The sequence below is a fragment of the Qipengyuania sp. ABI-127-1 genome (assembly GCA_022953095.1).
Classification (GTDB): Bacteria; Pseudomonadota; Alphaproteobacteria; order Sphingomonadales; family Sphingomonadaceae; genus Qipengyuania.
Genome location: JALJCR010000001.1, coordinates 732,016 through 756,596, shown reverse-complemented (window position 1 = coordinate 756,596; position 24,581 = coordinate 732,016). Strand labels below are relative to the sequence as shown.

Sequence of the window (24,581 nt, the reverse complement as noted above, 5' to 3'; positions counted from 1 at the left end):
CCCTCGCGATGACAGGTAAGAAAAACCCTTGGGGCGGCGATTCCGGCAAGGGTGGCGATGGCGACAAGCCGACGGGTGCACAGGATGGCGACAAGCCGAAGGGGCCGCGCAATCCCTGGCTGCCCCCGGGCGGCAATGACGGTCGCCGGGCGCCGAATATCGAGGATATCTTCAAGAGCCGCGGACCCGAAGGGCCGCGCCGCAGCGGTGGCGGAGGCCCCGGCGGCCCGAATTTCCGCTTCCCCCAGCGCCCCGGCGGCAAGAGCTGGTTCCCGATCGCGGTCATCGCCGTGATCGGCATCGGTGTGCTGGCGACCAGCGTCCACCTGGTCGGCCCGCAACAGCAGGGGGTCGTGAAAACGCTCGGCAACTACACGCGCCCGCTCGAACCGGGGCTCAACTTCACTGCCCCGTTCCCCATCGAGACAGTCGATATCGAGGACGTCGAAGGTGTCCGGTCGGTCAGGATCCCCGGCAATAACAATCAGGCCAAACTGATTCTGACCGGCGACCAGAACCTGGTCGACCTGTCCTATATCGTGCGGTGGAACATCAAGGACCTCGAGGGCTTCAAATTCCGCGTGGTCGATCCGGTCGAGACCGTGAACGAGGCAGCCGAGGCAGCGATGCGCGCTTCGGTGGCCGAGACCGAGCTCGACGAGACTTTCTCCGGCCAGGGCCGTGCGGCGATCGAACAGGACGTGCGCGAACGCATGCAGGCGACGCTCGACAGCTATGGCGCGGGCATTCGCGTACTGGGTGTCGAAATCGAGAAGGCCGACCCGCCCGCTCAGGTGGTCGACGCCTTCCGTGACGTGCAGGTGGCAGAGCAAAACGCCGATGCGGCGCGCAACCAGGCGCGCGGCTATGCGCAGCAAGTGCTCGCCCAGGCCGAAGGTGAGGCCGAAGCCTTCGACAAGGTGTACGAACAGTACCGCCTCGCGCCGCAGGTCACGCGCCAGCGCCTCTATTACGAGACCATGGAGCGTGTACTGAGCCAGACCGACAAGACCATCGTCGAAACCGGCAATGTGACCCCCTATCTCCCCTTGCCGGAAATTCGACGCCGGGCGCAGCAACCCACGACCACCGTGACGGCACCGGAAGGGCAGTAACATGACCAATTTCTTGCAAAACCATCGCACCGCCGTGATCGCGCTGGGCGTATTGCTGGTCGCCTTCATGATGAGCGCCTATGTCGTCCCCGAAGAGGAACAGGCCGTCATAATCCGGACGGGTGAGCCAGTCGGCGTGGTCAACACGCCCGGCGGCGAAACGGATGCCGGCCTCTACCTGCGCATTCCCTTCATCGATTCGGTCCGCCGGATCGAGAAGCGCCTGCTCGATCTCGAGATGAACGACGAGGAAGTGCTTTCGGCCGACCAGCAGCGCCTGCTGGTCAATGCCTATGCGCGGTTCCGCATTACCGACCCGGTTCGCATGGTCGAACGCGCAGGCACCACCGAAGGCGTGCGCAACGCGCTCGAGCCGATCCTCAACTCGGTATTGCGTCAGGAACTTGGCCGCCGGACCTTCCAGTCGATGCTGACCGCCGAAAGGGGCAGCGCGCTGGCCAATGTCCGCGCCAATCTAGATCGGCAGGCACGCCAATATGGCGCCGAGGTGGTCGACGTGAAGATCATGCGCACCGATTTGCCCGAAGCCCCGCTGCAATCGGCCTTCCGACGGATGGAATCGGATCGCGAGCGCGAGGCGCGCACGATCCGTGCAGGCGGCAGCCGCGATGCGCGTATCATTCGCGCCGAAGCTGACGCCGAAGCGGCGCGTATCTATGCCGACGCGTTCGGCAAGGATGCCGAATTCTATGATTTCTACCGCGCCATGCAGAGCTACGACGCCACTTTTTCCAATGGCGAAAACCCATCGGAAAGCAGCATCATCCTGTCGCCGGACAATGAATATCTGCGACAGTTCCGCGGGCGGCGTTGATCGTTCGTCGAGTGGTTTGGACGTCGTTCAAACGGCGTTCAGCGGCGGGCGCGACAGTCGCCCGCCGAAACGCAGGGCAAGCAGATCGGTAACAATAGCTGACTGCAAACCATGCAAGCTAAGGAAGAGGACGAAAAGGACGTGAAGCCAGTGCGATATGCATATTCCGTGACGAGTGCGCTGCTGGTGGGCGGCGCCGCAATCTCGCTCGCGACCGGCTATCCGGCGGGCGCCCAGGTCGCCCAGAACGACGACAGCCACATGGCCCGGGTCGTGCCGCGTGCCGGTGCTCCCGAGAGTTTCGCCGATCTGACGGCGCAGCTCCAACCGGCGGTGGTCAACATTTCGACCCGCCAGCGGATCGAAGTGGCGACCGGTAACGGCAACCCCTTCGCGGGCACGCCGTTCGAAGGCCTGTTCAACCGCCGCCGTGGTCAGCAGCAGGAACCGCAATTCCGCGAAGGCCAGTCGCTCGGTTCGGGATTCATCATCTCGGCAGACGGTTATGTCGTGACCAACAACCATGTCGTCAGCCCCAGCGGACGCGGCACGGTGGAAGAAATCACCGTGACCATGCCCGATGGCACCGAATACGAGGCCGAATTGGTCGGCACCGACGCGCAGAGCGACCTTGCCGTGCTCAAGATCAGCCGCCGCGACGCCTTCCCCTTCGTCGAATTCGGCGACAGTGCGCAGGCGCGCCCGGGCGATTGGGTGGTGGCCATCGGCAATCCCTTCGGCCTCGGCGGCACGGTGACTTCGGGCATCGTTTCCGCAGTCTATCGCAACACCGGCCAGGGCGGCGCCTATGACCGCTACATTCAGACCGATGCCGCCATCAATCGCGGCAATTCGGGTGGTCCACTGTTCGACATGCAGGGCAATGTCATCGGCATCAACAACGCGATCTTCTCGCCTTCGGGCGGCAGCGTGGGCATTGGCTTCGCCATCCCCGCTGAAATCGCCGCGCCGATCGTCAGCCAGTTGCGCGACGGGGTCGAAATCGAGCGAGGGTATCTCGGTGTGCAAATCCAGCCGGTGACCGACGATGTTGCCGATTCGCTCGGCATCGCGCGAAACCGGGGCGAGTTCATCCAGTCGGTCCAGCCCGGAGAGCCTGCCGAAGAGGCCGGTATCCGCCCTGGCGACATCGTGACCAAGGTCAACGGTCAGGATGTGACGCCCGACCAGACGCTCTCTTTCCTGGTCGCCAATATCCGTCCCGGCACCAAGATTCCGGTCGAACTGATCCGCGACGGTGAAACCCGCCGCGTCAATGTGACCGTCGGCAAGCGGCCGAGCGAAGAGGAACTGCGCCAGCAGCAGCTCTTCAATCCCGATGCCGAGGAAGAGGAGACGATGGAGCCGGGCGACAATGCAGTGATCGAGGAGAAGCTCGGCCTGCAAGCGCTCCCGCTTACCCCGCAGATCGCGCGCCAGCTCGGTGTCAGCGCCGATACAAGGGGCCTGGTCGTGGCAGGCGTGGACCAGAATTCGGACGCCGCGCGCAAGGGTCTGCGCCGGGGCGACATCATTCTCACGGCCAATTATCGTCCGGTGGCAAGTCTCGAGGATCTGGAGAACACCATCCGCGAGGCACAGCGTGACAAGCGTGAAGCGGTTTTGCTTCGCGCTCAACGCCGTGGCGGTCCGGCACAGTATATCGCGGTCAGACTGCGCTAGCGCGGCACGCTGACAGTAAAGGGCGGTCCTTCCCCACCGGAAGGGCCGCCCTTTTTCTTGCTCGCCAGATTAGTCGGTCAGATTAGTTGGTCGGGCGCGGCGCAGGCGGTTGACGTTGCTCTGGACGGGCGCCAGTCGCTTCGTCGAGAAAATCGTCGCCCACCGCCTGCGGGGCGCCATCGGCCCCGCGCGAGGGTTGCCGGAGCGGGCGCGGAGCGGGGGCGACCGGAGTACGCTGGCGATCGGGATCGAGCGTGCGATCGAATTCCTCTGCGAAAGGGTCTTCGCGCAGGCTGTCGGACGTGCCTGGTTCGATCAGATTGCCCTGCTCGTCGATGAAATAGTAATCCTCCGGATCGCCGAGCATGTATTCGTCATCGGGCTCGAGCTGCCATTCGGGCAATTGCAGGTCGGTGTCGAATTCCTCGACCGGGCGATCCTTCACCGCATAGCGCATATAGGCGGCAAAGGCGCGCGCCGGCGCGGTGCCGCCCTGCAATCCGCCCACCCGCTTATTGTCGTCGCGGCCCATCCACACGCCGGTCGTGATGCCCGACGAAAAGCCGACGAAATAGCCGTCCTTGTTCGAACTGGTCGTGCCGGTCTTGCCCGCCACCGGACGCCCGATCTGCGCCGCGCGTCCCGTGCCGGTGGCAACGGCGGTCTGCAACAGATCGGTGATTCCGGCCGCGACATAATCGGGCACGAGCTGCGTGCTGCGCGCCTGTTCGTGCTGATACAGCAATTCCCCCTCGCCCGTTTCGACCTTGAGGATGCCGTACGGCTCGACCGAATTGCCCTTGGCCGAAACGCCCGCGAAGGCCCGCGTCATATCGATCAGACGAACTTCGTTGGTGCCCAGGACCATCGCCGGATAGGTATTGATCTCGCTGCTGATGCCGAAACGCCGCGCCATCGAGGCGACCGTGCCAAAGCCGACCTCGTTGCCGAGCTGCGCCGCGACCGTGTTGATCGAATACGCAAAGGCGGTGCGCAGGTCGATTTCGCCAACATTGCGCCCGCTGGAATTGCGCGGGCTCCAGTCGTTGATCCTCACCGGCGTATCGATCACGCGGTCGTCCGGCGTGTATCCCGCCTCGAGCGCCGCTAGATAGACGAACAGCTTCCAGGCAGAGCCGGGCTGGCGCATCGCATCTGTGGCGCGGTTGTAATTGGTCTCGACATAGTCGGTGCCGCCTACCAGGGCGAGGACCGCCCCATCGCGGTCCATGCTGACCAGCGCGCCCTGCGCACTGTCCGGCGTGTTCGACTGGATCGCTGCGGTCGCCGCGCGCTGCATTCCGACATCGAGCGTGGTCCACACCTCGATCGGCTCGAACGTTTCCGGCAGCAGCAGGTCGAGCTGCGGCAGCACCCAGTCGGTGAAGTAGCGGACCGAATTCTGCCCGGCTTCCTCTTTCAGATTGACGGCACTGGGATCGACCGTGACATCGGGTGCGATACGCCCCTGTTCCTTCATCAGACGCAGCACCACGCTCGCACGGCCGACTGCGGCATCGATATCGGCAGTGGGTGAATAGCGGCTGGGCGCCTTGACCAGGCCGGCGATGATCGCCGCTTCGGCAACGGACAATTCGGTGGCGGGATGGCTGAAGAACTTCCGGCTGGCGCTGTCGATGCCATAGGCTCCGCCACCGAAATAGACCTTGTTGAGATAGAGCTCGAGGATCTGTTCCTTCGAAAACTTCGCTTCCAGCGCCATGGCCAGAACCGCCTCGCGCAGCTTGCGATCGAGCGTGCGGTTGGTGTTGAGAAAGACATTGCGGGCGAGCTGCTGGGAAATCGTCGATGTCCCGCCCACACGCGAGCGCGACCCGGTAATGCCCTCCACGATCGCGCCGCCCGTGCGCCAGAAGTCGATCCCGAAGTGGGAATAATAGCGCCGATCCTCGACCGAGATCATCGCATCCTTCATGACCTGCGGAATTTCGTCCGCTGTAAGCCACTTGCCGAAGCTCGGCCCGAGCTCGACGATTTCCGTGCCATCGCGCGCGCGAACCACGATGGTCTGCGCGGTTTGCGTCGCTTTGAGCTGATAGTAGCTGGGCATGGAGCGTGCCGCGAAGGCCACGGCGAGGCCGACGAACAAGGCGGCCAGCAATGCCAGCGCGCCGCCCCAGATCGCCACGCGGCGCGCCCAGAACCTGACGCGGCTGTGCGGCTTGTCGGCGGACGCCCGTCCAGCGCGTTTCGTGCGCGCCGCGCTCTTGCGGCGGCTCCCTCTTTTATCCATCGGCTGTGCAGGCACCCTTGTTGTTCGCGGCCCTATTAAGTGTCACAAACTCGCATGGCGAGGTCTAACACCGCGTGAACGGCCAAAGCGCATGTTCCGGCCAATCAGCCCTCGGGTTCGAAATCGAGCGCTGCGGAATTGATGCAATAGCGCAAACCGCCGCGATCGCGTGGTCCGTCTGGAAACACATGCCCCAGATGGCCGCCGCAATTTGAACAAGTAACCTCGGTACGAACCATTCCGTGCGACACGTCGCGATGCTCTTCCACTGCCTCTCCCTCGGCAGGTTCGGTAAAGGCCGGCCAGCCGCAGCCGCTATTGTATTTGTCCTCGCTCCCGAACAGCTTCTGGCCGCACCCCGCGCAGTAATATTCCCCGGCATCATAATGCTTGTCGTATTTGCCGGTGAAAGCGCGTTCGGTCCCTGCCTCGCGCAGGATGTGGTATTGTTCGGGCGTCAGCTTCTCACGCCATTCGGCATCGCTCAATTCGGGCTTGTCGCGCACGCCTTGTCCTTTCCTCTGGAACACCTCATATAGGGCCAACCGGAGCCAGTGCACACGGTTCCGGAAATGGTCGACGAATTGCTTGACGATTCGGGGGGGCAGCGCTAAGTGCGCCGCTTTCCGGCGGCCCGTGCCGCCTTTTCGCACGCATCGTATAGTATTACCCGCCGCGCATCTCGTGCGGCCTGACGAGGACAGACCCGAGAACCTTTATGGCCAACACGCCGCAAGCCAAGAAGCGCATCCGCCGCAACGCCCGCCGGGCCGAAATCAACGGTGCCCGCATGAGCCGTATCCGCAACTTCCTCAAGAAGGTGGAAGTGGCGATCGAAGGGGGCGATAAGGATGGCGCACAGTCCGCGCTCAAGACTGCCCAGCCCGAACTCGCCCGCGGTGTCGCGCGCGGCGTACTGCACAAGAACACTGCGGCCCGGAAGATGAGCCGCCTGACGAAGCGCGTCGCCGCGCTCTGATTCGCTTTTCCGGCTCGTCCGGACGCGAAAACGAAAGGGGTCGCCGGGTTCCCGGCGGCCCCTTTGTCGTATTCCGGTTTCATTCCGATACGGACCTGTCACGGCATAGTAATCGAACCCACGCAAATCCCGCGATTCGTAGCATCAAATCGGGTCTTTCCCAATAAAACCATAGGGTTGAACGAAGGCCTGCGGCTTAGGCACGAGTCAACAAGTATATTTCAGATTTTTTGCAGTTATCCCCCTTGCGACTCATCCGGCGTGAGACCTACACAATGGTTCTCAGCCCGGGGCGGGACAGCCCGGGCCCTTTAAAAACCGAATATGCCAAGGGGACTTCCGGAAACGCCTTTTCCGGACAAGGCCGTGCTGTGCCTGCCCTTGTCGCTATCGGGCGAACGAAACAGGCGTCGCGAGACGCCGAGCGGGGGATGGTAAGAGAATGCGCAAGGCATCGAATAATGGCGCCCGGCAGTCACAGGACGATTTCATGGAAGATCAAGAAGCGGTAAACCTGGCTGCGGATTGGGCCGATATCAGCCAGGGGCTCCGCAAGGATCTTGGCCACCAATTGCACAGCCAATGGATCAGGCCGATCCAGGTCGGCGGCATCGACAAGGATACTGGCACGCTCGACCTGTTCCTGCCCACCGAATTCAGCGCCAACTGGGTCAAGGATCGTTTTGCCGACCGGCTGAGCCTGGCATGGAAGATTGCCCGCAGCGAAGTACGCGACGTGCGCATCCAGGTCCATCCGGGCCGCCGCCAGGTCGCCGATCTGCGGCTGCATGCCGATGGCCGCCGTCCGGCCAATGACGGAGCCGACACGTCGATGATGGCAATCGGTGCGGACACGCTGGGCGACACCGGCTTCACCAGCTCGGTCGGCCTCGACCCGAGCCTGACCTTCGCCGCCTTCATCACCGGCGAAGCCAATGTGCTGGCCTTCAACGCGGCGCAGCGCATGGGTGCGACGGAAAAACCGCAGTTCTCGCCGCTCTATCTCAAGGCCGCGACCGGCCAGGGCAAGACGCATCTGCTCCACGCGATCGGCCACAGCTTTTTGCAGGCCCATCCGCGCAGCCGCATTTTCTACTGCAGCGCCGAGCGGTTCATGGTCGAATTCGTCCAGGCGCTCAAAGCCAACCAGATGCTCGAATTCAAGGCCCGCCTGCGCAGCTTCGACCTGCTGCTGGTCGACGATATCCAGTTCATCATCGGCAAGGCGTCGGCGCAGGAAGAACTGCTTTATACGATCGACGCGCTGCTGGCCGAAGGCAAGCGTCTGGTCTTCGCGGCCGACCGTGCACCGCAGGCACTCGACGGCGTCGAACCGCGCCTGCTCAGCCGTCTCTCCATGGGTCTGGTCGCCGATATCCAGGCGGCCGACATCGAACTCAGGAAGAAGATTCTCACCTCCAAGCTGACACGTTTTGCGCCGCTCGAGGTGCCCGGCGACGTGCTCGATTTCCTCGCCCGAACCATCACGCGCAATATCCGCGAGCTGGTGGGCGGGCTCAACAAGCTGATCGCCTATGCCCAACTGACGGGTCAGGAAGTCTCGCTCCAACTGGCAGAGGAACAACTGACCGATATCCTGTCGGCCAATCGCCGCCGGATTACGATCGACGAAATCCAGCGCACGGTCTGCCAGTTCTACCGGATCGACCGGTCGGAAATGAGCAGCAAACGCCGTGCGCGCGCCGTGGTCCGCCCGCGTCAGGTGGCTATGTATCTCTCGAAGGTTCTCACGCCGCGCAGCTATCCCGAGATCGGGCGCAAGTTCGGCGGACGTGACCATTCCACCGTTATCCACGCCGTGCGCCTGATCGAGGACCTGCGCCAGCGCGATGCCGATATGGATGGCGATGTGCGCAGCCTGTTGAGACAGCTGGAAAGCTGACGGGGAACTAGCGCGGCCTTTCGGTTGCTCCACACATTAAGCGCTCTCTGTCGACAGGTCTGTACACAGACCTGTCGACAGCTTGCCCACAGCCTGCCAACAGCCTGCTCATGAGCTTATCCCCCGACCGCCTCGACCGTTTCGCGCGCCATATCGTGCTGCCCGAGATCGGTGGCGCGGGCCAGGTCGCGCTGGCGGGCAGGCATTTGGTGCTGGTGGGGCTCGGCGGGATTGGCAGCCCCGCGCTGCAATATCTGGCTGGCGCGGGAATCGGGAAATTGACGCTGGTCGATGACGACCGGGTCGATGTCAGCAACCTCCAGCGCCAGACCCTCTTCAACACCCGCGATATCGGACACGGCAAGGCTGTGGTGGCCAAGCGCTGGGTAACGGGGTTCGACCCCGAGCTGGAAGTGAGCATCAGCGATCGCCGGATCACGACCGACAATGCGCACGACCTGGTCGTCGGGGCGGACCTCGTGCTCGACGGGACCGATAATTTCGCCACCCGTCTCGCCGTCTCCGACGCCTGCGTCGCGGAACGCGTGCCGCTACTGTCGGCCGCCGTCGGTCGTTTTCAGGGACAGGTCGGTGCCTTTGCGGGGCACCTGGCGGGGGAGGCCTGCTATCGCTGTTTCGTCGGCGATGCCTTCGATGCCGAGGACTGCGATACGTGCGCCGAAGACGGCATGCTGGGCGCCATGGCCGGCTGGGTCGCCACCTTCGCGGCGATGCAGGCGGTACGCATTCTGCTCGACGGGGTCGGCGCGCTGGGCGAAAGCGACTGGGGCCGCGTGCATCTGCTCGATGGTCTGAAGCCCGCAATGCGCAGCTTCACCATCGCCAAGGACCCCGCCTGTACGGGTTGCGGCTCAACCGCCTAATAGCTCATCGACCCATTGCGGCACGATCCGGGTTGCCGGGCCATGGCGCGATTCGTGGAACCAGCGCGAACCCATGCTGGCTTCGAGATTGAGCTCGAGCGTTCGGACTCGCATGGCGCGGGCATCCTGCACGAAGCCGGCTGCGGGATAGACTGCCCCGCTGGTGCCAATGCTCACGAACAGATCGGCCTGCCGCAAGGCGGCCTGGATGCGCCCCATTCCATAGGGCATCTCGCCGAACCAGACGACGTCGGGGCGAAGGCTGCGTTCGCCGCAGGCGGGACAGGCGGGTCGATCGATCATCGGTCCGGTCCAAGGCATGCGCTTATCGCAGGCCGTACACCACGCATTGAGATGTGTACCGTGCATGTGCAGCACCCGGCCAGCCCCGGCGCGTTCGTGCAGATCATCGACATTCTGCGTGACGATCAGCAGTTCGCCATCCCATTCGGCATCGAGCCGTGCCAGCGCGTCATGCGCGGCATTTGGTTGCTTGGTCTGGATCGCCTCGCGCCGCATATCGTAGAATCGCAGCACGAGATCGGGATCACGCGCGAAGCCTTCGGGCGTGGCCACATCCTCGACCTTGTGCTGTTCCCACAACCCGCCCGCATCGCGAAACGTGTCGATTCCGCTCTCTGCCGAGACACCTGCTCCGGTAAGGATGACGATATTGCGAATGTCTGTCATGGAACGTCCATCTGACGGACAAGGCGGCAAGGTCAACAGTGATGCAACCTAAAGGCAAATCCGCCTACCGCGCCGACATCGATGGGTTGCGCGCACTCGCCGTGCTGCCGGTGGTACTCTATCATGCTGGCACTCCGGCTTTTTCGGGCGGTTTCGTCGGGGTCGACATCTTTTTCGTCATCTCCGGCTTCCTGATTGCCGGGATCATCGCACGCGAGGTGGACGAGGGTCGCTTCTCGCTCTGGCACTTCTACGAGCGCCGGGCGCGCCGCATTCTGCCGGCGCTGTTCGCGCTCGTTCTGTTCGTGCTGGCAGCCGCCTCGGCCCTGTTTATGCCGGGCGATTTCGAGGATGTGCCGAAGTCGGCCCTCGCTGCCCTGTTCTTCCTCGGCAATATCTGGTTCTTCAGCCAGACAGGCTATTTTCAGGGCGCGGCGGAGACCATGCCGCTGCTGCACACCTGGTCGCTGGGCGTGGAGGAGCAGTTCTACATCTTCTTTCCCCTGGGCCTCGTCCTGATCGCGGCGGTGGTTCCGCGCTGGCGCATTGTATTGGTAGGGCTGGCGGCGATGGCGAGTTTCGCATGGGCCTTGGCCACGCAAGCCGACCCCGGCGGCTTCGCTTTCTACATGCTGCCGCCGCGCGGCTGGGAACTGCTTGCCGGTTCCCTGCTGGCAATCGGGGCCATCCCGCCGGTGGCATCGCGGCCGGTCCGCGAAGCGCTCGCCTGGGCAGGGATCGCGCTCATCGTCTTTGCCGTCTTCATGTACGACAGCACCACGGTCTTCCCGGGCCTGGCCGCCGTCCCGCCGGTTCTGGGCGCTGCCTTACTGATCCATTGCGCGCCGGGCACGAGCGCGGGGCGTGCGCTTTCCTGGAGACCGGCAGTCTGGATCGGCCTGATCAGCTATTCGCTTTATCTGTGGCACTGGCCCCTGATCGTCTTCACCGAATATGCGCAAGGGTCGGCGCTTTCCCCTTGGCAATCGGTGCTCGTCATCGCGGTTTCGATCCTGCTGTCCTGGGCAAGCCTGAGATGGATCGAAACGCCCTGGCGCGATAGCCAGCGTCATTCGCGAAAAGGGATTTTCGCTATGAGCGCGGCGGGGTTTGCCGGTCTCGGCGCCTTCTGCCTCGCCTTGATTGCCTTGGGACCTTGGGCATCGCGTTTTCCGGATCCGGTCGGCCGGATTGCCAGTGGAGCGAAGGATACCAGCCCTCTGCGCGGCCGATGTCTCAAAAGCGAATACGCACCTCCTCAGGCCGCCTGCACACTGGGTGCCAAGACCGTCCCGGACGCTGTCGTGTGGGGCGACAGTCACGGAGTGGAATTCGCCTGGGTGCTGGGAGAACGCGCGGAGCGGGAGGGCCGCGCGATCGAGCAGCGTACACTGGGCAGTTGCCCGCCGATCCCGGGATTCGTCGACGGGAGAAACCGCGATTGCGGAACCTTCAACGATGCCGTCCTGTCCGAAATCCTGACCCGTCCGGAAATCACGACCGTCTATTTCGCCGCCTTCTGGACGGGGATCGAGGATGGAAGGACGCAAGCCGCGGACCTGCTCGACCAAACCATCTCCCGACTGCTTACTGCGGGAAAACAGGTCGTGCTGGCCGGTCCGGTTCCGACGCAGCCATACGATGTGCCGCGCGCCCTTGCCCGTTCGGCCGCCTATGGCACAACCATGCCCGCCCCCCGCACGCGGGAAGACTATCTCAGGCAGACCGCATGGATCACACACCGCTATGATGAATGGGGGGCGCAAGGTGTCGCCATCGTCGATCCCGCCATCGCCTTGTTCGACGATGAAACCGGTCGGATCGCAATTGCGGACAGACCGCTCTATTTCGACAGCCACCATTTGACCCTTGCGGGCGCACGGCTAGTGCTCGACACAGAACCATTGCCGCATAAGGGGGAGCAAATTGGCGCTGATCGGAATAGTCGGTAACGAAGGCGCGATGGGACAGGCGCTTGCCGAGGTTATCACGGCGAGCGGCCACACGGTAGCTGGCGGCATCGACAGGGGCGGCGACGTGGCCGGTCTGGCCGATCGAAGCAGCGCGCTGGTCGATTTTTCCGCACCCGCGGCGCTGGAGGCGAACCTTCACGCGGCGATCGGCGCGGGCATTCCCATCGTGATCGGCACGACCGGGCTGGAAGCCAGGCATCACACGGCGATCGACGACGCTGCGCGGGCAGTTCCGGTCTTGCAGACCGGCAATACGTCGCTTGGCGTGACCCTGCTCGCTCATCTGGTGCGCGAGGCGGCATCACGGCTGGGGCCTGACTGGGATATCGAGATCGTCGAAATGCACCATCGCCGCAAGGTCGACGCCCCCAGCGGGACCGCCCTCTTGCTCGGCGAAGCAGCAGCCGGGGGACGCGGGATCACCCTCGCCGACCATTCCGAGCGCGGGCGTGACGGGCATACCGGCGCGCGGCGAGACGGCGCGATCGGCTTTGCCGCGCTGCGCGGGGGAACGGTGGCGGGCGAGCACAGCGTCATTCTCGCCGGCGAGGATGAGCGCATCACCCTGTCTCACAGTGCCGAGGACCGCAGCATTTTCGCGCGCGGCGCGGTGCGGGCTGCCGAGTGGCTGATCGGGCGCGCGCCCGGACGTTACACGATGGAAGAAGTCCTGGGCATCTGACACCGTGACCCTGCGCGAGCGCCTTCACCAGCAATTGCATATCGGCTCCTGGCCTAACGGCAAGCTCACGGGGCTCAACATCGTGGTGGTCTGGACCATCCTTGCCGCACTGGCCGTCAGTATCGTGGCAACCGAACCGCTGATACGCGAGCCTTACAATCGCGAGCTGCTGATCGCCGAACTCATCTTCGGAACGATCTTCCTGCTCGAATATGTGGCGCGCATCTATGCCGCGCCGGAGCGCGAGGGGCCAGGGTCCGACTGGTCAAAGCGCTGGCGGTTTATGATCTCGCCGATCGGGCTGGTCGATCTGCTGGTGGTCGTGGTCAGCCTGGCTCCCTTCTTCATCGCAAACGCCGCCGTGCTGCGCGTTATCCGGCTGCTCAGGATCGTTTCGATTCTGAAATTCAGCCGCTTTTCCGCCGCCATGCGCGAAATCATGGGCGCTCTGAAGGAACGCAGCTACGATCTGCTAGTCTGCGCGACGTTGGCCTTCGTGCTCGTGCTGCTGGGCGCGGCGGGGCTCTACTGGATCGAGGGGGCGATCCAGCCGCAGGCCTTCGGATCGATCCCCCGCGCCTTGTGGTGGGCGGTCATCACCCTGACCACGGTAGGCTATGGCGATGTCTATCCGATTACCCCCGCCGGACGCCTGATCGGAATGGTGGTGGCTGTGGGCGGCGTGCTGCTGGTGGCGCTGCCGACAGGGATTGTCGCGGCGGCTTTCAGCGACGCGATGCAGCGGCGGCGCGAGGCCATGCGCAAAGCACTCGAAGAGATCGAAGGGAACAGCAACATATAGCCCCTCCATTCTTTCATATGCCAAATAGTGTGATAGGCTAGCTTTCATCATTTCCGGGGGGGAATACCAATGAAAAGAGCGATTCTCATTCTATCGGCAATATCCGTGTCGGGCTGTTCGACACTGCAGGGGCGGCCGACGCCGGTTCTTGATATGAACAGCCTCCAATCTACGGCGCAAACCACCTATTCGCCCGACAAGGCGATTAAGAAATACGCCTCGCTGTCCAAGGATCGCAAGCGGTCGTTTCGCGACGAAGTGCTGTTCACCTATCTGGCGGCGATCGATGCGAAGTATCGCAATTTCGTGATCGGGCTCACCAGCCAGAACAAGTCGGGCAATGCCCTCGCATCGCTGTTCGGCCTGTATACCAGCGCCCTGGCTTCCGTATCTTCGGGCAATCTGGCGACGGCATTCTCGACCAGTTCGACCTTTTTCCAGGGGGCGCAGGGCGCGTTGAACAAGGATCTCTTCTATGAACAGACCTTGCCCGCACTCATCAATCTGATGGAGGCGGAGCGCACACGGGTGCGGACCGACATTCTGCGCAAGCTGGCGAACGACCGGACCGCCGACCATGCGATAACCTACGGACTTCCCGAAGCGTTCATGGATATCGGCCGGTATGAAGATGCGGCCTCGGTCGAAAAAGCTGTCGCGACCCTAGCAAAACAAGCCGCCCAGGAATTGACGGCTGCCGAAGAAGAGGAAAAGAAAGAGGAGAAACGCAGGAGCGGGCTAATCGATAAGGCCGAAAACTCCGCAATCGATGACCCGGTTCCGCTGGATGGGACAGAGGTCGAGACCGATCCTACTCCTCCCGTGACAGATCCCGAGGCGCAGTGACCAAAGACCAGATTTTCGAGTTTTTCCGGCGGCTGGCGGAGGATAATCCCTCGCCCGAGACCGAGCTGGAATATGGCAATTGCTACCAGCTCGTGGTGGCCGTGGCGCTCTCGGCACAGGCAACCGATGTCGGCGTGAACAAGGCCACGCGCGCGTTGTTCCGCGAGGTCGAGACGCCGCAGGAAATGCTGGAATTGGGTGAAGAGGGGCTCAAGGAGCACATTAAGACGATCGGCCTTTTCAACTCCAAGGCGAAGAACGTGATCGCGCTTAGCCAGTTGCTGGTCGACGAATATGGCGGCGAGGTTCCCGACACGCGCGAGGATCTGGTCCGCCTGCCCGGCGTGGGCCGCAAGACCGCCAATGTCGTGCTCAATTGCTGGTTCGGGCAGGAAACCTTCGCGGTCGACACGCATATCCTGCGCGTGGGCAACCGCACCGGCCTCGCCAAGGGCAAGACGCCCGAGCAGGTCGAGGCGAAACTCGAAAAACGCGTCCCCCAGCCCTTCCGCCTCGGCGCGCATCACTGGCTGATCCTGCACGGCCGGTACGTGTGCAAGGCGCGCACGCCGGAGTGCTGGCGCTGCCCGGTGGTGGATTTGTGCAGCTACCGGAAGAAGGTATTGGAGGTGCCGAAGGGACGGGTGAGATGAGGAGGGTCGTAAATGTGGAATGAAATGCTTCAAGACGCCACGCCATCAGAGATGGCTATGATGCTAGGATTCATACTCGCCATGGGCTTTGCCCTAAACATCCCCTTCGTCTTCGTATTTGGTCGAACCATAGCATTGAAGAAGCGACCGGACGAACGGGCTATGTGGACAGCCTCGCTCGCTTATCTAGGTGCAGCGATGCTATTTGTGTTCATGGGTGGTGAGCTAATTCCTGTGTGGCTTGCTCCGATCGTGCCACTTCCTGGCGCGCTCATCATCTATTTCTGGCTGCGCAACACTTACCGTAAAGGTTGGGTGGAGGACGACCAGATCGTCGAGGGAATGAGTATCGAGAATGATGATTGGCGAGTTGGCATCGGCGTGATCATTGCCGCGCTAGTGGCCGCAGCGATCAAGGTTCTATTCGTTCAGTCCTGAGTGGACGCTCCAATCAAACATCATCCGCCGAGACCATTTCGCCCCGGTCGATCTCGCCCGTCATCACCGCCACCGTCGTCGCCACCGCAGCATCGCCGCTGACGTTCGTCGTTGTGCGCATCATGTCCATGATCCGGTCGACGCCCGCGACGAAGGCGATCGTTTCGAGCGGCACGCCGACCGCGCCGAAGACCAGCGCCATCATGATGAGGCCCGCGCCCGGAATGCCCGCCGCGCCGACCGCGCCCAGTGTGGCGAGGATCGAGATGAGGAAATAGTCGCCCATCGACAGGTCGACCCCGAAGATCTGGGCGCCGAACAGCGTGGCAAGGCCGAGATACATCGCCGTGCCGTTCATGTTGATGGTCGCGCCCAGAGCGATCACGAAGCTCGCCACCGAATTAGAGACGCCGAGATTGCGTTCCGCGCAGCGCAACGTCACCGGCAGCGTCGCATTGGAGCTGGCGGTCGAATAGCTCACCGCCATCGCATCCACGATGCCGCGGAAGAAATCGCGCACCGGCAACCGCGCGAGGAACTTTATCATGCTGCCATAGATCAGCACGATGATCAGCAGGCAGCCGAGGTAATTGAGGCCGACCAGCTTGGCGAGGCTGACCAGCGCATCCATGCCCAGCGTCCCCGCCACCCAGGCCATCAGCGCGAAGACGCCGAAAGGGGTCAGCTCCATCACCAGCATGGTGACTTTCTGCATGATGACCGCGCCGCTATCGAACACCTTCTGAACCGGCTCGCCGTCCTTGCCCGCCATCAATATGCCGATCCCGATGAGGAGCGAGAAGACGATCAGCGGCAGCACTGCCACATCGGCCATCACCTGCACCGGGCTTTCGGGTACGATGGACAGGATCATGTCGACCGCAGTGGTCTCCTGCGGTTCGGGGGTCGCCCCCTTCTGGATCGCGCTGGTATCGACGCCTGCACCCGGCGCGACGAACGTGCCGAGCCCCAGCCCCAACCATACCGCGATCTGCCCGGTGACGATGAACAGCAGCATCGCCCTGCCTCCGACCGCACCCAGCTTGCGCAGATCGCCAATGGCGGCAACGCCCGCGACCAGGCTGAAGAAGATCAGCGGCACCACCAGCATCTTGATCGACTTGATGAAGAAATCGCCGATCCACTTGATGCTTTCCGCTTCCGGCCCCCAGGCCCAGCCCGTGAGCACGCCGAGGATGAGCGCGGTCAGCACGCGCTGCCACAGCGGAATTTCGAACCAGGTCTTCAGCATTCGGCGCACCCCATTTCCAAGTCATTGCGAGGCGACAAAGTCGCCGCGGCAATCCAGAGCGCCGAGCGCCCCTCCCTGGATTGCTTCGCTACGCTCGCAATGACTGATTGAAAAGATCAGGCAGTCAAGGCGTCACGAGCAATCCGCGCATAAATACGGCTTAGCGTCGAAAGGTCCTCGATGGCCACCGCCTCGTCGCGCTTGTGCATGGTTGCGTTGCACAGGCCGAATTCGATCACCGGGCACACGGCGCGCAGGAACCGCGCATCGGAGGTGCCGCCGGTGGTGGAAGGTTCGGGATCGATTCCCGTCTCGGCCTTTACGGCGGCGGCGATGATATCGCTGAATTCGCCCGGCGGGGTGAGGAAGGGCTCGCCCGAAATGATCGGCTTTGCCACGCCCCCGTGCTTCTCGGCGATTGCACCTACCTTCTCCGACAGCGACGCGCCCGAATGCTGGTCGTTGAAGCGGATCGAGATACGCGCCTCGGCCTTCGCGGGGATGACGTTATGCGCCATGTTGCCGACCTCTAGATCGGTAATCTCGAGGTTGGAGGGCTGGAACCAGTCGGTCCCCTCGTCGAGCACCAGCGTGTCCAGCTCTGCAAGCATGGCGACCAGCTTGGGGATCGGATTATCGGCGAGGTGCGGATAGGCGACATGGCCTTGCGTGCCTTCGACCTCGAGCCAGATATTGACCGAGCCGCGCCGCCCGATCTTCATCATGTCGCCGAGCCGGTTCACTGAGGTCGGTTCGCCGACCAGGCACAGATCGGGCTGGTGGCCGTGTTCGCGCATGAAATCGATCAGCGCGCGCGTGCCGTGCAGCGCGGGGCCTTCCTCGTCGCCGGTGATGATGAAGCTGATCGTCCCGGCATCGGCAGGCACCTTCGCCACCGCATCGACCATGCAGGCGATCGATCCCTTCATGTCTACCGCGCCGCGCCCGTAAAGCAGTTCGCCGCGCTGTTCCGGCTCGAAGGGCTCGCTCGCCCAGCCGCTGCCCGGAGGGACGACATCGAGGTGGCCGGCAAAGGCGAAATGCTTCGAACCGGGGGGGCCGCGGCGGATCGCGAAGAGATTCTCTACCGGGGCCTCGGGCGAACCTTCCTCGCCCTCACCGCGTTTGAACCGCGTCACCTCGAAGCCAAGCGGGGCCAGCATGGCCTCCATCGCATCGAACACCGGGCCTGTTGCCGGGGTGACGCTGGGCGCGGCGATCAGCGCCTTGGCGAGGTCGAGAACTTCGGTCATCCTTGTCCCGCTAGCAGGAGTGCGCAACAATGCCCAAGCTCGATCTCGATGCCATCCCCCAAACCAATGCCACGGGGTATCCCGCGCCCTTCGACGCCGATGTTGCGGGCCGCTGGTATCGCCGCCTCGCACCCGCTGCCGGCCTAACGCAGATGGGGGCGAGCCATGTCGTGCTCAAGCCGGGCGCCTATTCCTCGCAGCGCCACTGGCACCGCCTCGAAGACGAGCTGCTGGTGATGATTGCAGGCGAGGCAATACTGATCGAGAACGAGGGCGAGACCGTTGTCCGCCCCGGCGATGTGCTCGCCTGGGCGGCGGGGGTCGAGAACGGCCACCGGCTTCACAACCGGTCGGACGCGGACTGCATCTTCGTGGCGGTCAGCGCGGGCGACAAGGACCGCGATTCGGGCGAATATCCCGATATCGACATGGTCTTCGATCCCGACGGTTACGCGCGCAAGGATGGCACACGTTACCCGACCAAGCGTATCCCCTGAGATCGCTAGTCGCCTCCGCGCGGTGGGGCGCGGAAAGGGCGAACGCCGCGCTCCGATGCTTGGGCAGGACCCAGCGCCTCGTCGAGCAATTCGGCCATGCGCAGTCCGGCCTGCTGTACACGGCGGCGCAGCGCGGGCAGTTGCGCCACGATGTCTTCCTGCGTCAGCGCGGTCTTGTCGGGCAGGCCCCCCGCGCACGGATCGTCCGTGTCGAAAGCGGTGGGATAGACCAGCTCGCGCGAGAGCTGCCAGCTTTCACGCCCCCAGTCGGCGGGGGTGCCGCCTGCCAGCGCGGCGCGTTCGGCCCTGTCGTAGCGGCGCACCAGCGCGGGCCGCGCAGAGGTTATCGCGCGTTCGGCCATGGGGCCGTCCCAGATCCAGTGCAGGTTGAGCGAGGGTACGATGCCGTAATCGGTCTCGCGATCGTTGCCGCCACGATCGTCCTTGTCGCCCGAATGCAGCGGCATGTGGATGTCGCCGGTGAAATGGACCAGCCACGCCAGCGCCTCGAGCCGCACGTTGTCGGGTAGGTTGCGCCGCGCAAGCACGGTCATCGCGCGCTCGATCTGGCCGTTGACGCAGGCCCCGCCGGGGCAATTGGCGAAGGCGGAATACTCCTCGCAGATCGGCGCGGTCTTATAGTGCCACTGCGCGGTATAGCCCCAGCGGTCGCGATCGCGGCGCACGCAATCGGCCCAGACCGAAGCGTCCGCAAGGCTGTCCAGCGCGCAATCGGGCGTGCCCAACAGCGGTGCCGCCTCGAGCAATCGCGCAATCTCGGCGCGTGTTTCGGGGCGCACGTTCGCCTGCGCGATATCGGCGGTCACCCGATGCGCGTAGAACCCCCAAGCCTGCGCCTGCGCGGGCAGCAGCAGCGCGACCAGCGCCGCAAAAACGGTCAGGCAATGGTTTCGTATTGTTCGATGACCCACTCTTCGCTTTCCGATGCTTCGATCCATGCCGTCATCCACTCATGCTCCCACACGGCCTGCATATAGGCGGCGGCGAAACCGGGGACCGGGATCTGGTAGCTGATGAACCGTGACACTACCGGGGCGAAATAGACATCCGCCGCACCGAAGGTCCCGAACAGGAACGGCCCGCCATTGCCGAAGCGGCTGCGCGCTTCCGCCCACAGGCCGAGAATGCGCAATATGTCGGCCTTGCACGCCTCGCTCGGTTCGAAGCCGTCAAAGCGTTTGCGCACATTCATCGGGCATTCGCTGCGCAATGCGGCATAGGAGGAGTGCATTTCCGCGACCATGGATCGCGCCATCCCGCGCGCCACGGCATCTTTGGGCCAGAAGCGATCGCGCCCCACCTTGTCGGCCAGATATTCGAGGATCGCGAGGCTGTCCCACACCACTGCTTCGTCGTCCCACAGGATCGGGACCTTGCCACTCGAGGGCTGCGTGCCGCCATCACCCGACTTCATGGCGTCCCACATCTCGCCGAACATGGGGACGGTGATTTCCTCGAAAGACAGGCCCGACTGCTTGGCCGCCAGCCAGCCGCGCAGGCTCCAACTCGAATAGTTCTTATTGCCGACGATCAGTTTCATGCGTGTATCCCACCTTGCGTGGCGCGGCGGTAAAGGTTCAGCTTGGCAGTGTCGAGGCTGAACAGGCAGGGTGACATATGGGTGACAAAGGAGACACTGTGTCACCCACCGCAATCACCAACATTATGACTGTATTTCAATCTGTTGAAACAAATCCATGTCGGGTTGAAAAAGGGGGATGCCCCCGCCCCCTCGCTTGCCCTGGCTGGATCGATACTGGTTCTGGCAGAAACTGCGCCATGTAGGAAAGCGCTTCCTGCCCCGGCAAGGGCGGCGTAGGGATCGGAGCCATGACCTTGCGCCCTTTTCACCTCGCCTTCCCCGTCGACGATCTTGCCGCCGCACGCGCTTTCTATGGCGGGACCATGGGCTGCCACGAAGGGCGCAGCAGTGCGGAATGGATCGATTTCGACTTCTACGGCCACCAGATCGTCGCCCACCTTGCCCCCGGTCACACGGGCGACAGGGCCAGCAACCATGTCGATGGCCACGGCGTGCCGGTCCCGCATTTCGGCATCGTCCTGACGATGGAGGACTGGCAGGCGCTGGCCGACCGGCTTCAGGCGGCAGGCGTGGAATTCGCGATACCGCCGACGATCCGCTTCAAGGGCCAGCCCGGCGAACAGGCAACGATGTTCTTCCGCGACCCCAGCGGCAACGCGCTGGAAATGAAAGCCTTTGCGGACGACGCGATGCTGTTTGCGAGTTAGTTCGAAGTCCCATTTCCTGTCATTGCGAGGAGCCGCAGGCGACGCGGCAATCCAGCGCGAAAACTCGCCAGAGCCGCGACCCCAGGGAATTTCGCAAGGGTCCGGCCATGGATTGCTTCGCCGCGCTCGCAATGACCCGAATGGGGCTCGGGGTTCAGACCCCCGCGTCCGCCAGCACCGCAGCCCTTAGCTCGCCGATCCCCATGCCCTTTTCCGCGCTGGTCACGTGCACTTCGGGATAGGCGGCAACGTGTTTGCGGGCTTCGGCTTCGGTTGCTTCGATCACCTTGGCGAGTTCGCTGGCCTTCATCTTGTCGGCCTTGGTCAGCACGACGCGGTAGCCCACGGCGGCCTCGTCGAGCATTTTCATCATCTCGCGGTCGACTTCCTTGGGGCCGTGGCGCCCATCGACCAGCACCAGCGTGCGGGCCAGCACGGGGCGGCCGCGCAGATAGGTCTTCACGAGGTTCTTCCATTTCTCGACCACTTTCACCGGCGCCTTGGCAAAGCCGTATCCGGGCATGTCGACGAGGCGAAACAGCGTCGGCTCGCCCACCTCGAAGAAGTTCAGCTCCTGCGTGCGGCCCGGCGTGACCGAGGCGCGGGCGATGGCCTTGCGCCCGGTGAGCGCATTGATCAGCGAGCTCTTGCCGACGTTGGAGCGTCCGCAAAACGCGATTTCGGGCACGGTCGGTTCGGGCAGGAACTTCAATTGCGGGGCCGAGAGGAGGAAATCCACCCGGCCCGAGAACAGCTTGTTCGCCCGCTTTTCGAGTTCGGCCCGTTCGCCTTTTTCCTGCTCGTCCATATCAAATCCGTTCGTGTCGAGCGCAGTCGAGACACCTGTCTCGACTACGGCCTTCGGCCTCCGCTCGACACGAACGGAGGGTGTTTCAATCAACCCGCCTTGGCCGCATCGGCCGCCTTCTTGGCCTTCTCCTCCTCGATCGCGGCCTTCAATTGCGGGTGCTTCGAATAGAGGTACTTCTGCTGCGCCACAGTGAGGATGTTCGAGGTCACCCAGTAGAGCAGCAGGCCGGCCGCGAAGGGCGCCATCACGAACATCAGGATCCACGGCATGATGTCGAAGATCTTCTGCTGCATCGGGTCCATCTGGCTGGGGTTCAGCTTGAAGGTCAGCCACATGGTGAAGCCGAGCAGCACGGCCAGCACGCCGAGGCCGAAGATAATCATCAGGAACTGCGGCACCTCAATCCCCACCAGCGACAGCGCATTGGCGAGGTTGGCCGGATCGGGCGCGGAGAGATCCTCGATCCACAGGAACTGGCGGTGACGCATCTCGATCGCGAGATAGAGCACCTTGTAGAGCGCGAAGAACACCGGGATCTGGAGCAACATCGGCAGGCAGCCCGCGACCGGGTTGACCTTCTCCTTCTTGTAAAGCTCCATGATCTCCTGTTGCTGCTTCTGCTTGTCGTCCTTGTACTTCTCCTGGATGGCCTTCATTTTCGGCTGGATCGCCTTCATTTCGGCCATGCTGGCGAAGCCCTTCTGCGCGATCGGGAACATCAGCCCGCGCACGATGAAGGTCAGGCCGATGATCGCGATGCCGAAATTGCCCACCGCATCGTAGATCGTGCGCAGCAGCCACAGCATCGGCTTTTCGAACCAACGGAACCAGCCCCAGTCGATTGCGAGGCCGAATTTCTGCAGGCCCGCATCTTCATAGCTGTCCAGCACCGCGCTTTCCTTCGCACCCGCATAGAGGCGCGACGAGACGGTAAGTGCGCTGCCCGCCGGGATGGTCGTCGCGTCATAGATCATGTCGGCGCGATAGGTCTCGTTGCCCATCGCGCGGAACGTCGTCTCGGGCGCAGTGTCGTCCTGCGGGACCAGCGCGGCGAGCCAGTAAATGTCGGTAAAACCGACCCAGCTCGTGCGCCCCTCGGGCGATACGCGCTGGTCTTCGTCGATATCGTCGTAATCGATATCGTATTCGGCGGTGTCGCCAAACACGCCGATCGGGCCGGAATGGGCGATCCACAAATCTTCGCTGGCCGTACGGCTGGTGCGGTTGACCAGGCCGAAGGGCTGCACGACCACGGGATTCCCGCTGGTGTTGGCGACCGACTGTTCGGCAGTGACCATATACTGGTCGTCGATCGAATAGCGGATCGAGAAGGTCAGGCCTTGGCCATTGTCATGCGTGAGTGTGACGGGAGTGTCGGCGGTCAGGACATCGCCATCGGCTTCCCATAGCGTCTGCGGGCCGGGCACCTTGAGGTTCGATCCGACCCAGCCGAACTGGGCGAATTGCTGCGCGGGCGTACCGTTGGGAGAGAAGACGCGAACCGGCTCGCTCTCGTCCTTGGTGGTCTCGTTATAGCCCTTGAGCACGACGTCATCGATCACACCGCCGCGCAGGTTGATCGAGCCGGCCACGCGCGGGGCGTCGATCCGCACGCGGTCGGGGCTGGCGAGCGCGACCTTGAGGTCGGCCACTTCCTGCGCCCGCATCGCCGGATCGACAAGCCCGCCAGTGCGCGAATGCTTGGTGGCCGCGGCCTGGCTCGCCTGCTCGGTCGGTGTATCCGCCCGGTCTTCGACCAGAGCCTGTTCCGGCTGCGGATAGAAATAGTCCATCGCCGATGTCCATCCCAGCAACAGCAGGAAGGAGAGCGCAATGGCGAGGATCAGGTTACGCTGGTTGTCCAAGGTCGGTCCCGTCTTTGTCCGGTCGAAATATGAATGTGGGGTGGTGTCTTAGCCTGTCAAGACAGCTCTAAGGCACCGGGTCGTGGCCGTGGCCCCCCCAGGGATTGCAGCGCAATATACGCTTGAAGGCCATCCATCCACCCTTGATCGCGCCGTATTTTCCCAAGGCCTCGATCGCATATTGGCTGCATGAAGGGTGATAGCGGCAGGTGGGCGGCAGGATGCGGCTGGGGCCGAGCTGCCACAGCCGGGCAATCCAGATGAGCGGATACTTCACGCGCGCCTGCTCCGGCGGTGGCGGGGTGCGCGCTGCTTGTCGCCCTTGCCCTCGGCCGCACGCGTAAGCGCCACGGTCAGTTCGTCGCGCAGGGTCGTGAAATCGCGTTCCACCCCGCCTTCGCGCCCGATCAGGATATGATCGTGATCGGGCAGCCCCTGTTCGGGCAGCGCAGCCCACAGCAGCTCGCGAAAGCGCCGCTTCATGCGATTGCGCACAACGGCGTTGCCGATCTTCTTGGTCACGGTGATGCCGTAGCGCTTGCCCTGCCCGTCATTGGGCCGGGTGAGCAATACGAAGCCGGGCCGCGCCACCCGCAGTCCGCGATTCGCCGCGAGAAAATCGCTGCGCTTGCGGATGACGGAAAGATTCGGATGCATGGACGTCAGATACGCGAACGGGCTCCCCGAGGGGAGCCCGCTGGCTGGTCGTGACAATCGCCGCGTACGAAAGCGCGGCGTTTCACATCACGCGCAGAGGTTCTTGCGACCGCGAGCGCGACGCGCACGCAGGACCTTGCGGCCACCCGGAGTAGCCTTACGCGCGAAGAAACCGTGGCGACGGGCGCGCACGAGGTTCGAGGGCTGGAATGTCCGCTTCATCGGATCGTCCTTACAA

General features: G+C 63.4%; 26 protein-coding genes. 14 read left to right on the top strand and 12 right to left on the bottom strand.

The genetic code is table 11. The features are described from left to right. Window positions 1–8: 8 nt before the first annotated feature. The 3 genes from hflK (at window position 9) to MUY37_RS03615 (ending at window position 3,633) form a co-directional block, all read left to right on the top strand. Window positions 9–1,115: a protease modulator HflK gene (hflK, locus tag MUY37_RS03625; RefSeq protein WP_236925813.1), complete on the top strand. Its 1,107-nt coding sequence runs from the start codon at window positions 9–11 to the stop codon at window positions 1,113–1,115. Between the two features lies 1 nt (window position 1,116). Then, on the top strand, window positions 1,117–1,950 hold the full coding sequence (gene hflC, locus MUY37_RS03620) for a protease modulator HflC (protein WP_499194043.1): 834 nt from the start codon (window positions 1,117–1,119) through the stop codon (window positions 1,948–1,950). A 111-nt stretch (window positions 1,951–2,061) separates the two neighbouring features. Then, window positions 2,062–3,633 (top strand): Do family serine endopeptidase, encoded by a 1,572-nt coding sequence (locus MUY37_RS03615; protein ID WP_499194042.1) that lies wholly within the window; start codon window positions 2,062–2,064, stop codon window positions 3,631–3,633. An 82-nt stretch (window positions 3,634–3,715) separates the two neighbouring features. Here MUY37_RS03615 and MUY37_RS03610 read toward each other — a convergent pair whose 3' ends face one another. Together MUY37_RS03610 and msrB are read right to left on the bottom strand one after the other, a co-directional pair. Then, complete coding sequence (locus MUY37_RS03610; RefSeq protein ID WP_499194041.1) at window positions 3,716–5,887, bottom strand: transglycosylase domain-containing protein; 2,172 nt, start codon at window positions 5,885–5,887, stop codon at window positions 3,716–3,718. A 104-nt stretch (window positions 5,888–5,991) separates the two neighbouring features. Continuing rightward, window positions 5,992–6,393 carry a peptide-methionine (R)-S-oxide reductase MsrB gene (gene msrB / locus MUY37_RS03605; RefSeq protein WP_499194040.1) on the bottom strand — a complete coding sequence of 134 codons (402 nt, stop codon included), beginning with the start codon at window positions 6,391–6,393 and terminating at the stop codon, window positions 5,992–5,994. 212 nt (window positions 6,394–6,605) lie between these two features. On the opposite strand from msrB, the gene rpsT reads away from it, so the two are divergent. The 3 genes from rpsT to MUY37_RS03590 all read left to right on the top strand — a co-directional run bounded on the left by rpsT (window position 6,606) and on the right by MUY37_RS03590 (window position 9,653). Beyond that, window positions 6,606–6,866 (top strand): 30S ribosomal protein S20, encoded by a 261-nt coding sequence (gene rpsT / locus MUY37_RS03600; protein WP_115417690.1) that lies wholly within the window; start codon window positions 6,606–6,608, stop codon window positions 6,864–6,866. 490 nt (window positions 6,867–7,356) lie between these two features. Next, window positions 7,357–8,769: a chromosomal replication initiator protein DnaA gene (gene dnaA / locus MUY37_RS03595; RefSeq protein WP_417323238.1), complete on the top strand. Its 1,413-nt coding sequence runs from the start codon at window positions 7,357–7,359 to the stop codon at window positions 8,767–8,769. Between the two features lie 110 nt (window positions 8,770–8,879). Next, entirely contained in the window at window positions 8,880–9,653 is a 774-nt protein-coding gene (locus MUY37_RS03590; protein WP_499194039.1) for a HesA/MoeB/ThiF family protein, read from the top strand. Here the strand turns inward: MUY37_RS03590 and MUY37_RS03585 are convergent. After that, window positions 9,642–10,343, bottom strand: coding sequence for an NAD-dependent deacylase (locus MUY37_RS03585; RefSeq protein WP_499194038.1), 702 nt, complete (start codon window positions 10,341–10,343; stop codon window positions 9,642–9,644). The two genes, MUY37_RS03590 and MUY37_RS03585, sit on opposite strands and share 12 nt — an antisense overlap. Before the next feature lie 41 nt (window positions 10,344–10,384). Here MUY37_RS03585 and MUY37_RS03580 point away from each other — a divergent pair, with 41 nt between their 5' ends. The 6 genes from MUY37_RS03580 to MUY37_RS03555 all read left to right on the top strand — a co-directional run bounded on the left by MUY37_RS03580 (window position 10,385) and on the right by MUY37_RS03555 (window position 15,737). Then, window positions 10,385–12,295, top strand: a complete 1,911-nt coding sequence (locus MUY37_RS03580; protein WP_499195107.1) for an acyltransferase family protein — start codon at window positions 10,385–10,387, stop codon at window positions 12,293–12,295. Continuing rightward, entirely contained in the window at window positions 12,270–12,998 is a 729-nt protein-coding gene (gene dapB / locus MUY37_RS03575) for a 4-hydroxy-tetrahydrodipicolinate reductase (RefSeq protein ID WP_499194037.1), read from the top strand. Before MUY37_RS03580 ends, dapB begins: the two co-directional genes overlap by 26 nt. Before the next feature lie 4 nt (window positions 12,999–13,002). Further along, window positions 13,003–13,800, top strand: a complete 798-nt coding sequence (locus MUY37_RS03570) for an ion transporter (RefSeq protein ID WP_499194036.1) — start codon at window positions 13,003–13,005, stop codon at window positions 13,798–13,800. Window positions 13,801–13,869: 69 nt separating this feature from the next. Then, window positions 13,870–14,646 carry a hypothetical protein gene (locus tag MUY37_RS03565; RefSeq protein ID WP_499194035.1) on the top strand — a complete coding sequence of 259 codons (777 nt, stop codon included), beginning with the start codon at window positions 13,870–13,872 and terminating at the stop codon, window positions 14,644–14,646. Then, window positions 14,643–15,299, top strand: coding sequence for an endonuclease III (gene nth / locus MUY37_RS03560; RefSeq protein WP_499194034.1), 657 nt, complete (start codon window positions 14,643–14,645; stop codon window positions 15,297–15,299). The genes MUY37_RS03565 and nth overlap by 4 nt, the downstream gene beginning before the upstream one ends. Window positions 15,300–15,311: 12 nt before the next feature. Further along, a complete protein-coding gene (locus tag MUY37_RS03555; RefSeq protein WP_499194033.1) occupies window positions 15,312–15,737 on the top strand; it encodes a hypothetical protein in 426 nt (141 codons plus the stop codon). A gap of 13 nt (window positions 15,738–15,750) precedes the next feature. On the opposite strand, the gene MUY37_RS03550 is transcribed toward MUY37_RS03555, so the two are convergent. Both MUY37_RS03550 and dapE read right to left on the bottom strand, forming a co-directional pair. After that, window positions 15,751–16,989 (bottom strand): dicarboxylate/amino acid:cation symporter, encoded by a 1,239-nt coding sequence (locus tag MUY37_RS03550; RefSeq protein WP_499194032.1) that lies wholly within the window; start codon window positions 16,987–16,989, stop codon window positions 15,751–15,753. Window positions 16,990–17,105: 116 nt separating this feature from the next. Further along, window positions 17,106–18,242 carry a succinyl-diaminopimelate desuccinylase gene (gene dapE, locus MUY37_RS03545; RefSeq protein ID WP_499194031.1) on the bottom strand — a complete coding sequence of 379 codons (1,137 nt, stop codon included), beginning with the start codon at window positions 18,240–18,242 and terminating at the stop codon, window positions 17,106–17,108. A gap of 29 nt (window positions 18,243–18,271) precedes the next feature. On the opposite strand from dapE, the gene MUY37_RS03540 reads away from it, so the two are divergent. Next, complete coding sequence (locus MUY37_RS03540; protein WP_499194030.1) at window positions 18,272–18,739, top strand: cupin domain-containing protein; 468 nt, start codon at window positions 18,272–18,274, stop codon at window positions 18,737–18,739. 5 nt (window positions 18,740–18,744) lie between these two features. Here the strand turns inward: MUY37_RS03540 and MUY37_RS03535 are convergent, their stop codons facing one another. Together MUY37_RS03535 and MUY37_RS03530 are read right to left on the bottom strand one after the other, a co-directional pair. Next, window positions 18,745–19,671 carry a S1/P1 nuclease gene (locus tag MUY37_RS03535; RefSeq protein WP_499194029.1) on the bottom strand — a complete coding sequence of 309 codons (927 nt, stop codon included), beginning with the start codon at window positions 19,669–19,671 and terminating at the stop codon, window positions 18,745–18,747. Then, on the bottom strand, window positions 19,638–20,300 hold the full coding sequence (locus tag MUY37_RS03530) for a glutathione S-transferase family protein (protein ID WP_499194028.1): 663 nt from the start codon (window positions 20,298–20,300) through the stop codon (window positions 19,638–19,640). Before MUY37_RS03530 ends, MUY37_RS03535 begins: the two co-directional genes overlap by 34 nt. A gap of 290 nt (window positions 20,301–20,590) precedes the next feature. Between MUY37_RS03530 and MUY37_RS03525 the strand changes: the two genes are divergently transcribed. Then, complete coding sequence (locus MUY37_RS03525) at window positions 20,591–21,010, top strand: VOC family protein (RefSeq protein WP_499194027.1); 420 nt, start codon at window positions 20,591–20,593, stop codon at window positions 21,008–21,010. Between the two features lie 154 nt (window positions 21,011–21,164). Here the strand turns inward: MUY37_RS03525 and yihA are convergent, their stop codons facing one another. From yihA to rpmH, 5 genes are all read right to left on the bottom strand, one after another. After that, complete coding sequence (gene yihA, locus MUY37_RS03520; RefSeq protein ID WP_499194026.1) at window positions 21,165–21,818, bottom strand: ribosome biogenesis GTP-binding protein YihA/YsxC; 654 nt, start codon at window positions 21,816–21,818, stop codon at window positions 21,165–21,167. Window positions 21,819–21,907: 89 nt separating this feature from the next. Further along, window positions 21,908–23,686: a membrane protein insertase YidC gene (yidC, locus tag MUY37_RS03515; protein WP_499194025.1), complete on the bottom strand. Its 1,779-nt coding sequence runs from the start codon at window positions 23,684–23,686 to the stop codon at window positions 21,908–21,910. Between the two features lie 67 nt (window positions 23,687–23,753). Then, window positions 23,754–23,963 (bottom strand): membrane protein insertion efficiency factor YidD, encoded by a 210-nt coding sequence (gene yidD, locus MUY37_RS03510; protein WP_499194024.1) that lies wholly within the window; start codon window positions 23,961–23,963, stop codon window positions 23,754–23,756. Beyond that, window positions 23,960–24,343, bottom strand: a complete 384-nt coding sequence (gene rnpA / locus MUY37_RS03505) for a ribonuclease P protein component (RefSeq protein ID WP_499194023.1) — start codon at window positions 24,341–24,343, stop codon at window positions 23,960–23,962. Before rnpA ends, yidD begins: the two co-directional genes overlap by 4 nt. Before the next feature lie 87 nt (window positions 24,344–24,430). Further along, window positions 24,431–24,565, bottom strand: coding sequence for a 50S ribosomal protein L34 (gene rpmH / locus MUY37_RS03500; RefSeq protein WP_006833929.1), 135 nt, complete (start codon window positions 24,563–24,565; stop codon window positions 24,431–24,433). Window positions 24,566–24,581 lie beyond the last annotated feature (16 nt).

Excerpts from the sequence above, each read along its gene's own strand:
- hflK (WP_236925813.1), top strand. The coding sequence starts at position 9 with ATGACAGGTAAGAAAAACCCTTGGGGCGGCGATTCCGGCAAGGGTGGC.
- hflC (WP_499194043.1), top strand. The coding sequence starts at position 1,117 with ATGACCAATTTCTTGCAAAACCATCGCACCGCCGTGATCGCGCTGGGC.
- MUY37_RS03615 (WP_499194042.1), top strand. The coding sequence starts at position 2,062 with ATGCAAGCTAAGGAAGAGGACGAAAAGGACGTGAAGCCAGTGCGATAT.
- MUY37_RS03610 (WP_499194041.1), bottom strand. The coding sequence starts at position 5,887 with ATGGATAAAAGAGGGAGCCGCCGCAAGAGCGCGGCGCGCACGAAACGC.
- rpsT (WP_115417690.1), top strand. The coding sequence starts at position 6,606 with ATGGCCAACACGCCGCAAGCCAAGAAGCGCATCCGCCGCAACGCCCGC.
- dnaA (WP_417323238.1), top strand. The coding sequence starts at position 7,357 with ATGGAAGATCAAGAAGCGGTAAACCTGGCTGCGGATTGGGCCGATATC.
- MUY37_RS03590 (WP_499194039.1), top strand. The coding sequence starts at position 8,880 with ATGAGCTTATCCCCCGACCGCCTCGACCGTTTCGCGCGCCATATCGTG.
- MUY37_RS03585 (WP_499194038.1), bottom strand. The coding sequence starts at position 10,343 with ATGACAGACATTCGCAATATCGTCATCCTTACCGGAGCAGGTGTCTCG.
- MUY37_RS03580 (WP_499195107.1), top strand. The coding sequence starts at position 10,385 with ATGCAACCTAAAGGCAAATCCGCCTACCGCGCCGACATCGATGGGTTG.
- MUY37_RS03565 (WP_499194035.1), top strand. The coding sequence starts at position 13,870 with ATGAAAAGAGCGATTCTCATTCTATCGGCAATATCCGTGTCGGGCTGT.
- MUY37_RS03555 (WP_499194033.1), top strand. The coding sequence starts at position 15,312 with ATGTGGAATGAAATGCTTCAAGACGCCACGCCATCAGAGATGGCTATG.
- MUY37_RS03550 (WP_499194032.1), bottom strand. The coding sequence starts at position 16,989 with ATGCTGAAGACCTGGTTCGAAATTCCGCTGTGGCAGCGCGTGCTGACC.
- dapE (WP_499194031.1), bottom strand. The coding sequence starts at position 18,242 with ATGACCGAAGTTCTCGACCTCGCCAAGGCGCTGATCGCCGCGCCCAGC.
- MUY37_RS03540 (WP_499194030.1), top strand. The coding sequence starts at position 18,272 with ATGCCCAAGCTCGATCTCGATGCCATCCCCCAAACCAATGCCACGGGG.
- MUY37_RS03530 (WP_499194028.1), bottom strand. The coding sequence starts at position 20,300 with ATGAAACTGATCGTCGGCAATAAGAACTATTCGAGTTGGAGCCTGCGC.
- MUY37_RS03525 (WP_499194027.1), top strand. The coding sequence starts at position 20,591 with ATGACCTTGCGCCCTTTTCACCTCGCCTTCCCCGTCGACGATCTTGCC.
- yihA (WP_499194026.1), bottom strand. The coding sequence starts at position 21,818 with ATGGACGAGCAGGAAAAAGGCGAACGGGCCGAACTCGAAAAGCGGGCG.
- rnpA (WP_499194023.1), bottom strand. The coding sequence starts at position 24,343 with ATGCATCCGAATCTTTCCGTCATCCGCAAGCGCAGCGATTTTCTCGCG.
- rpmH (WP_006833929.1), bottom strand. The coding sequence starts at position 24,565 with ATGAAGCGGACATTCCAGCCCTCGAACCTCGTGCGCGCCCGTCGCCAC.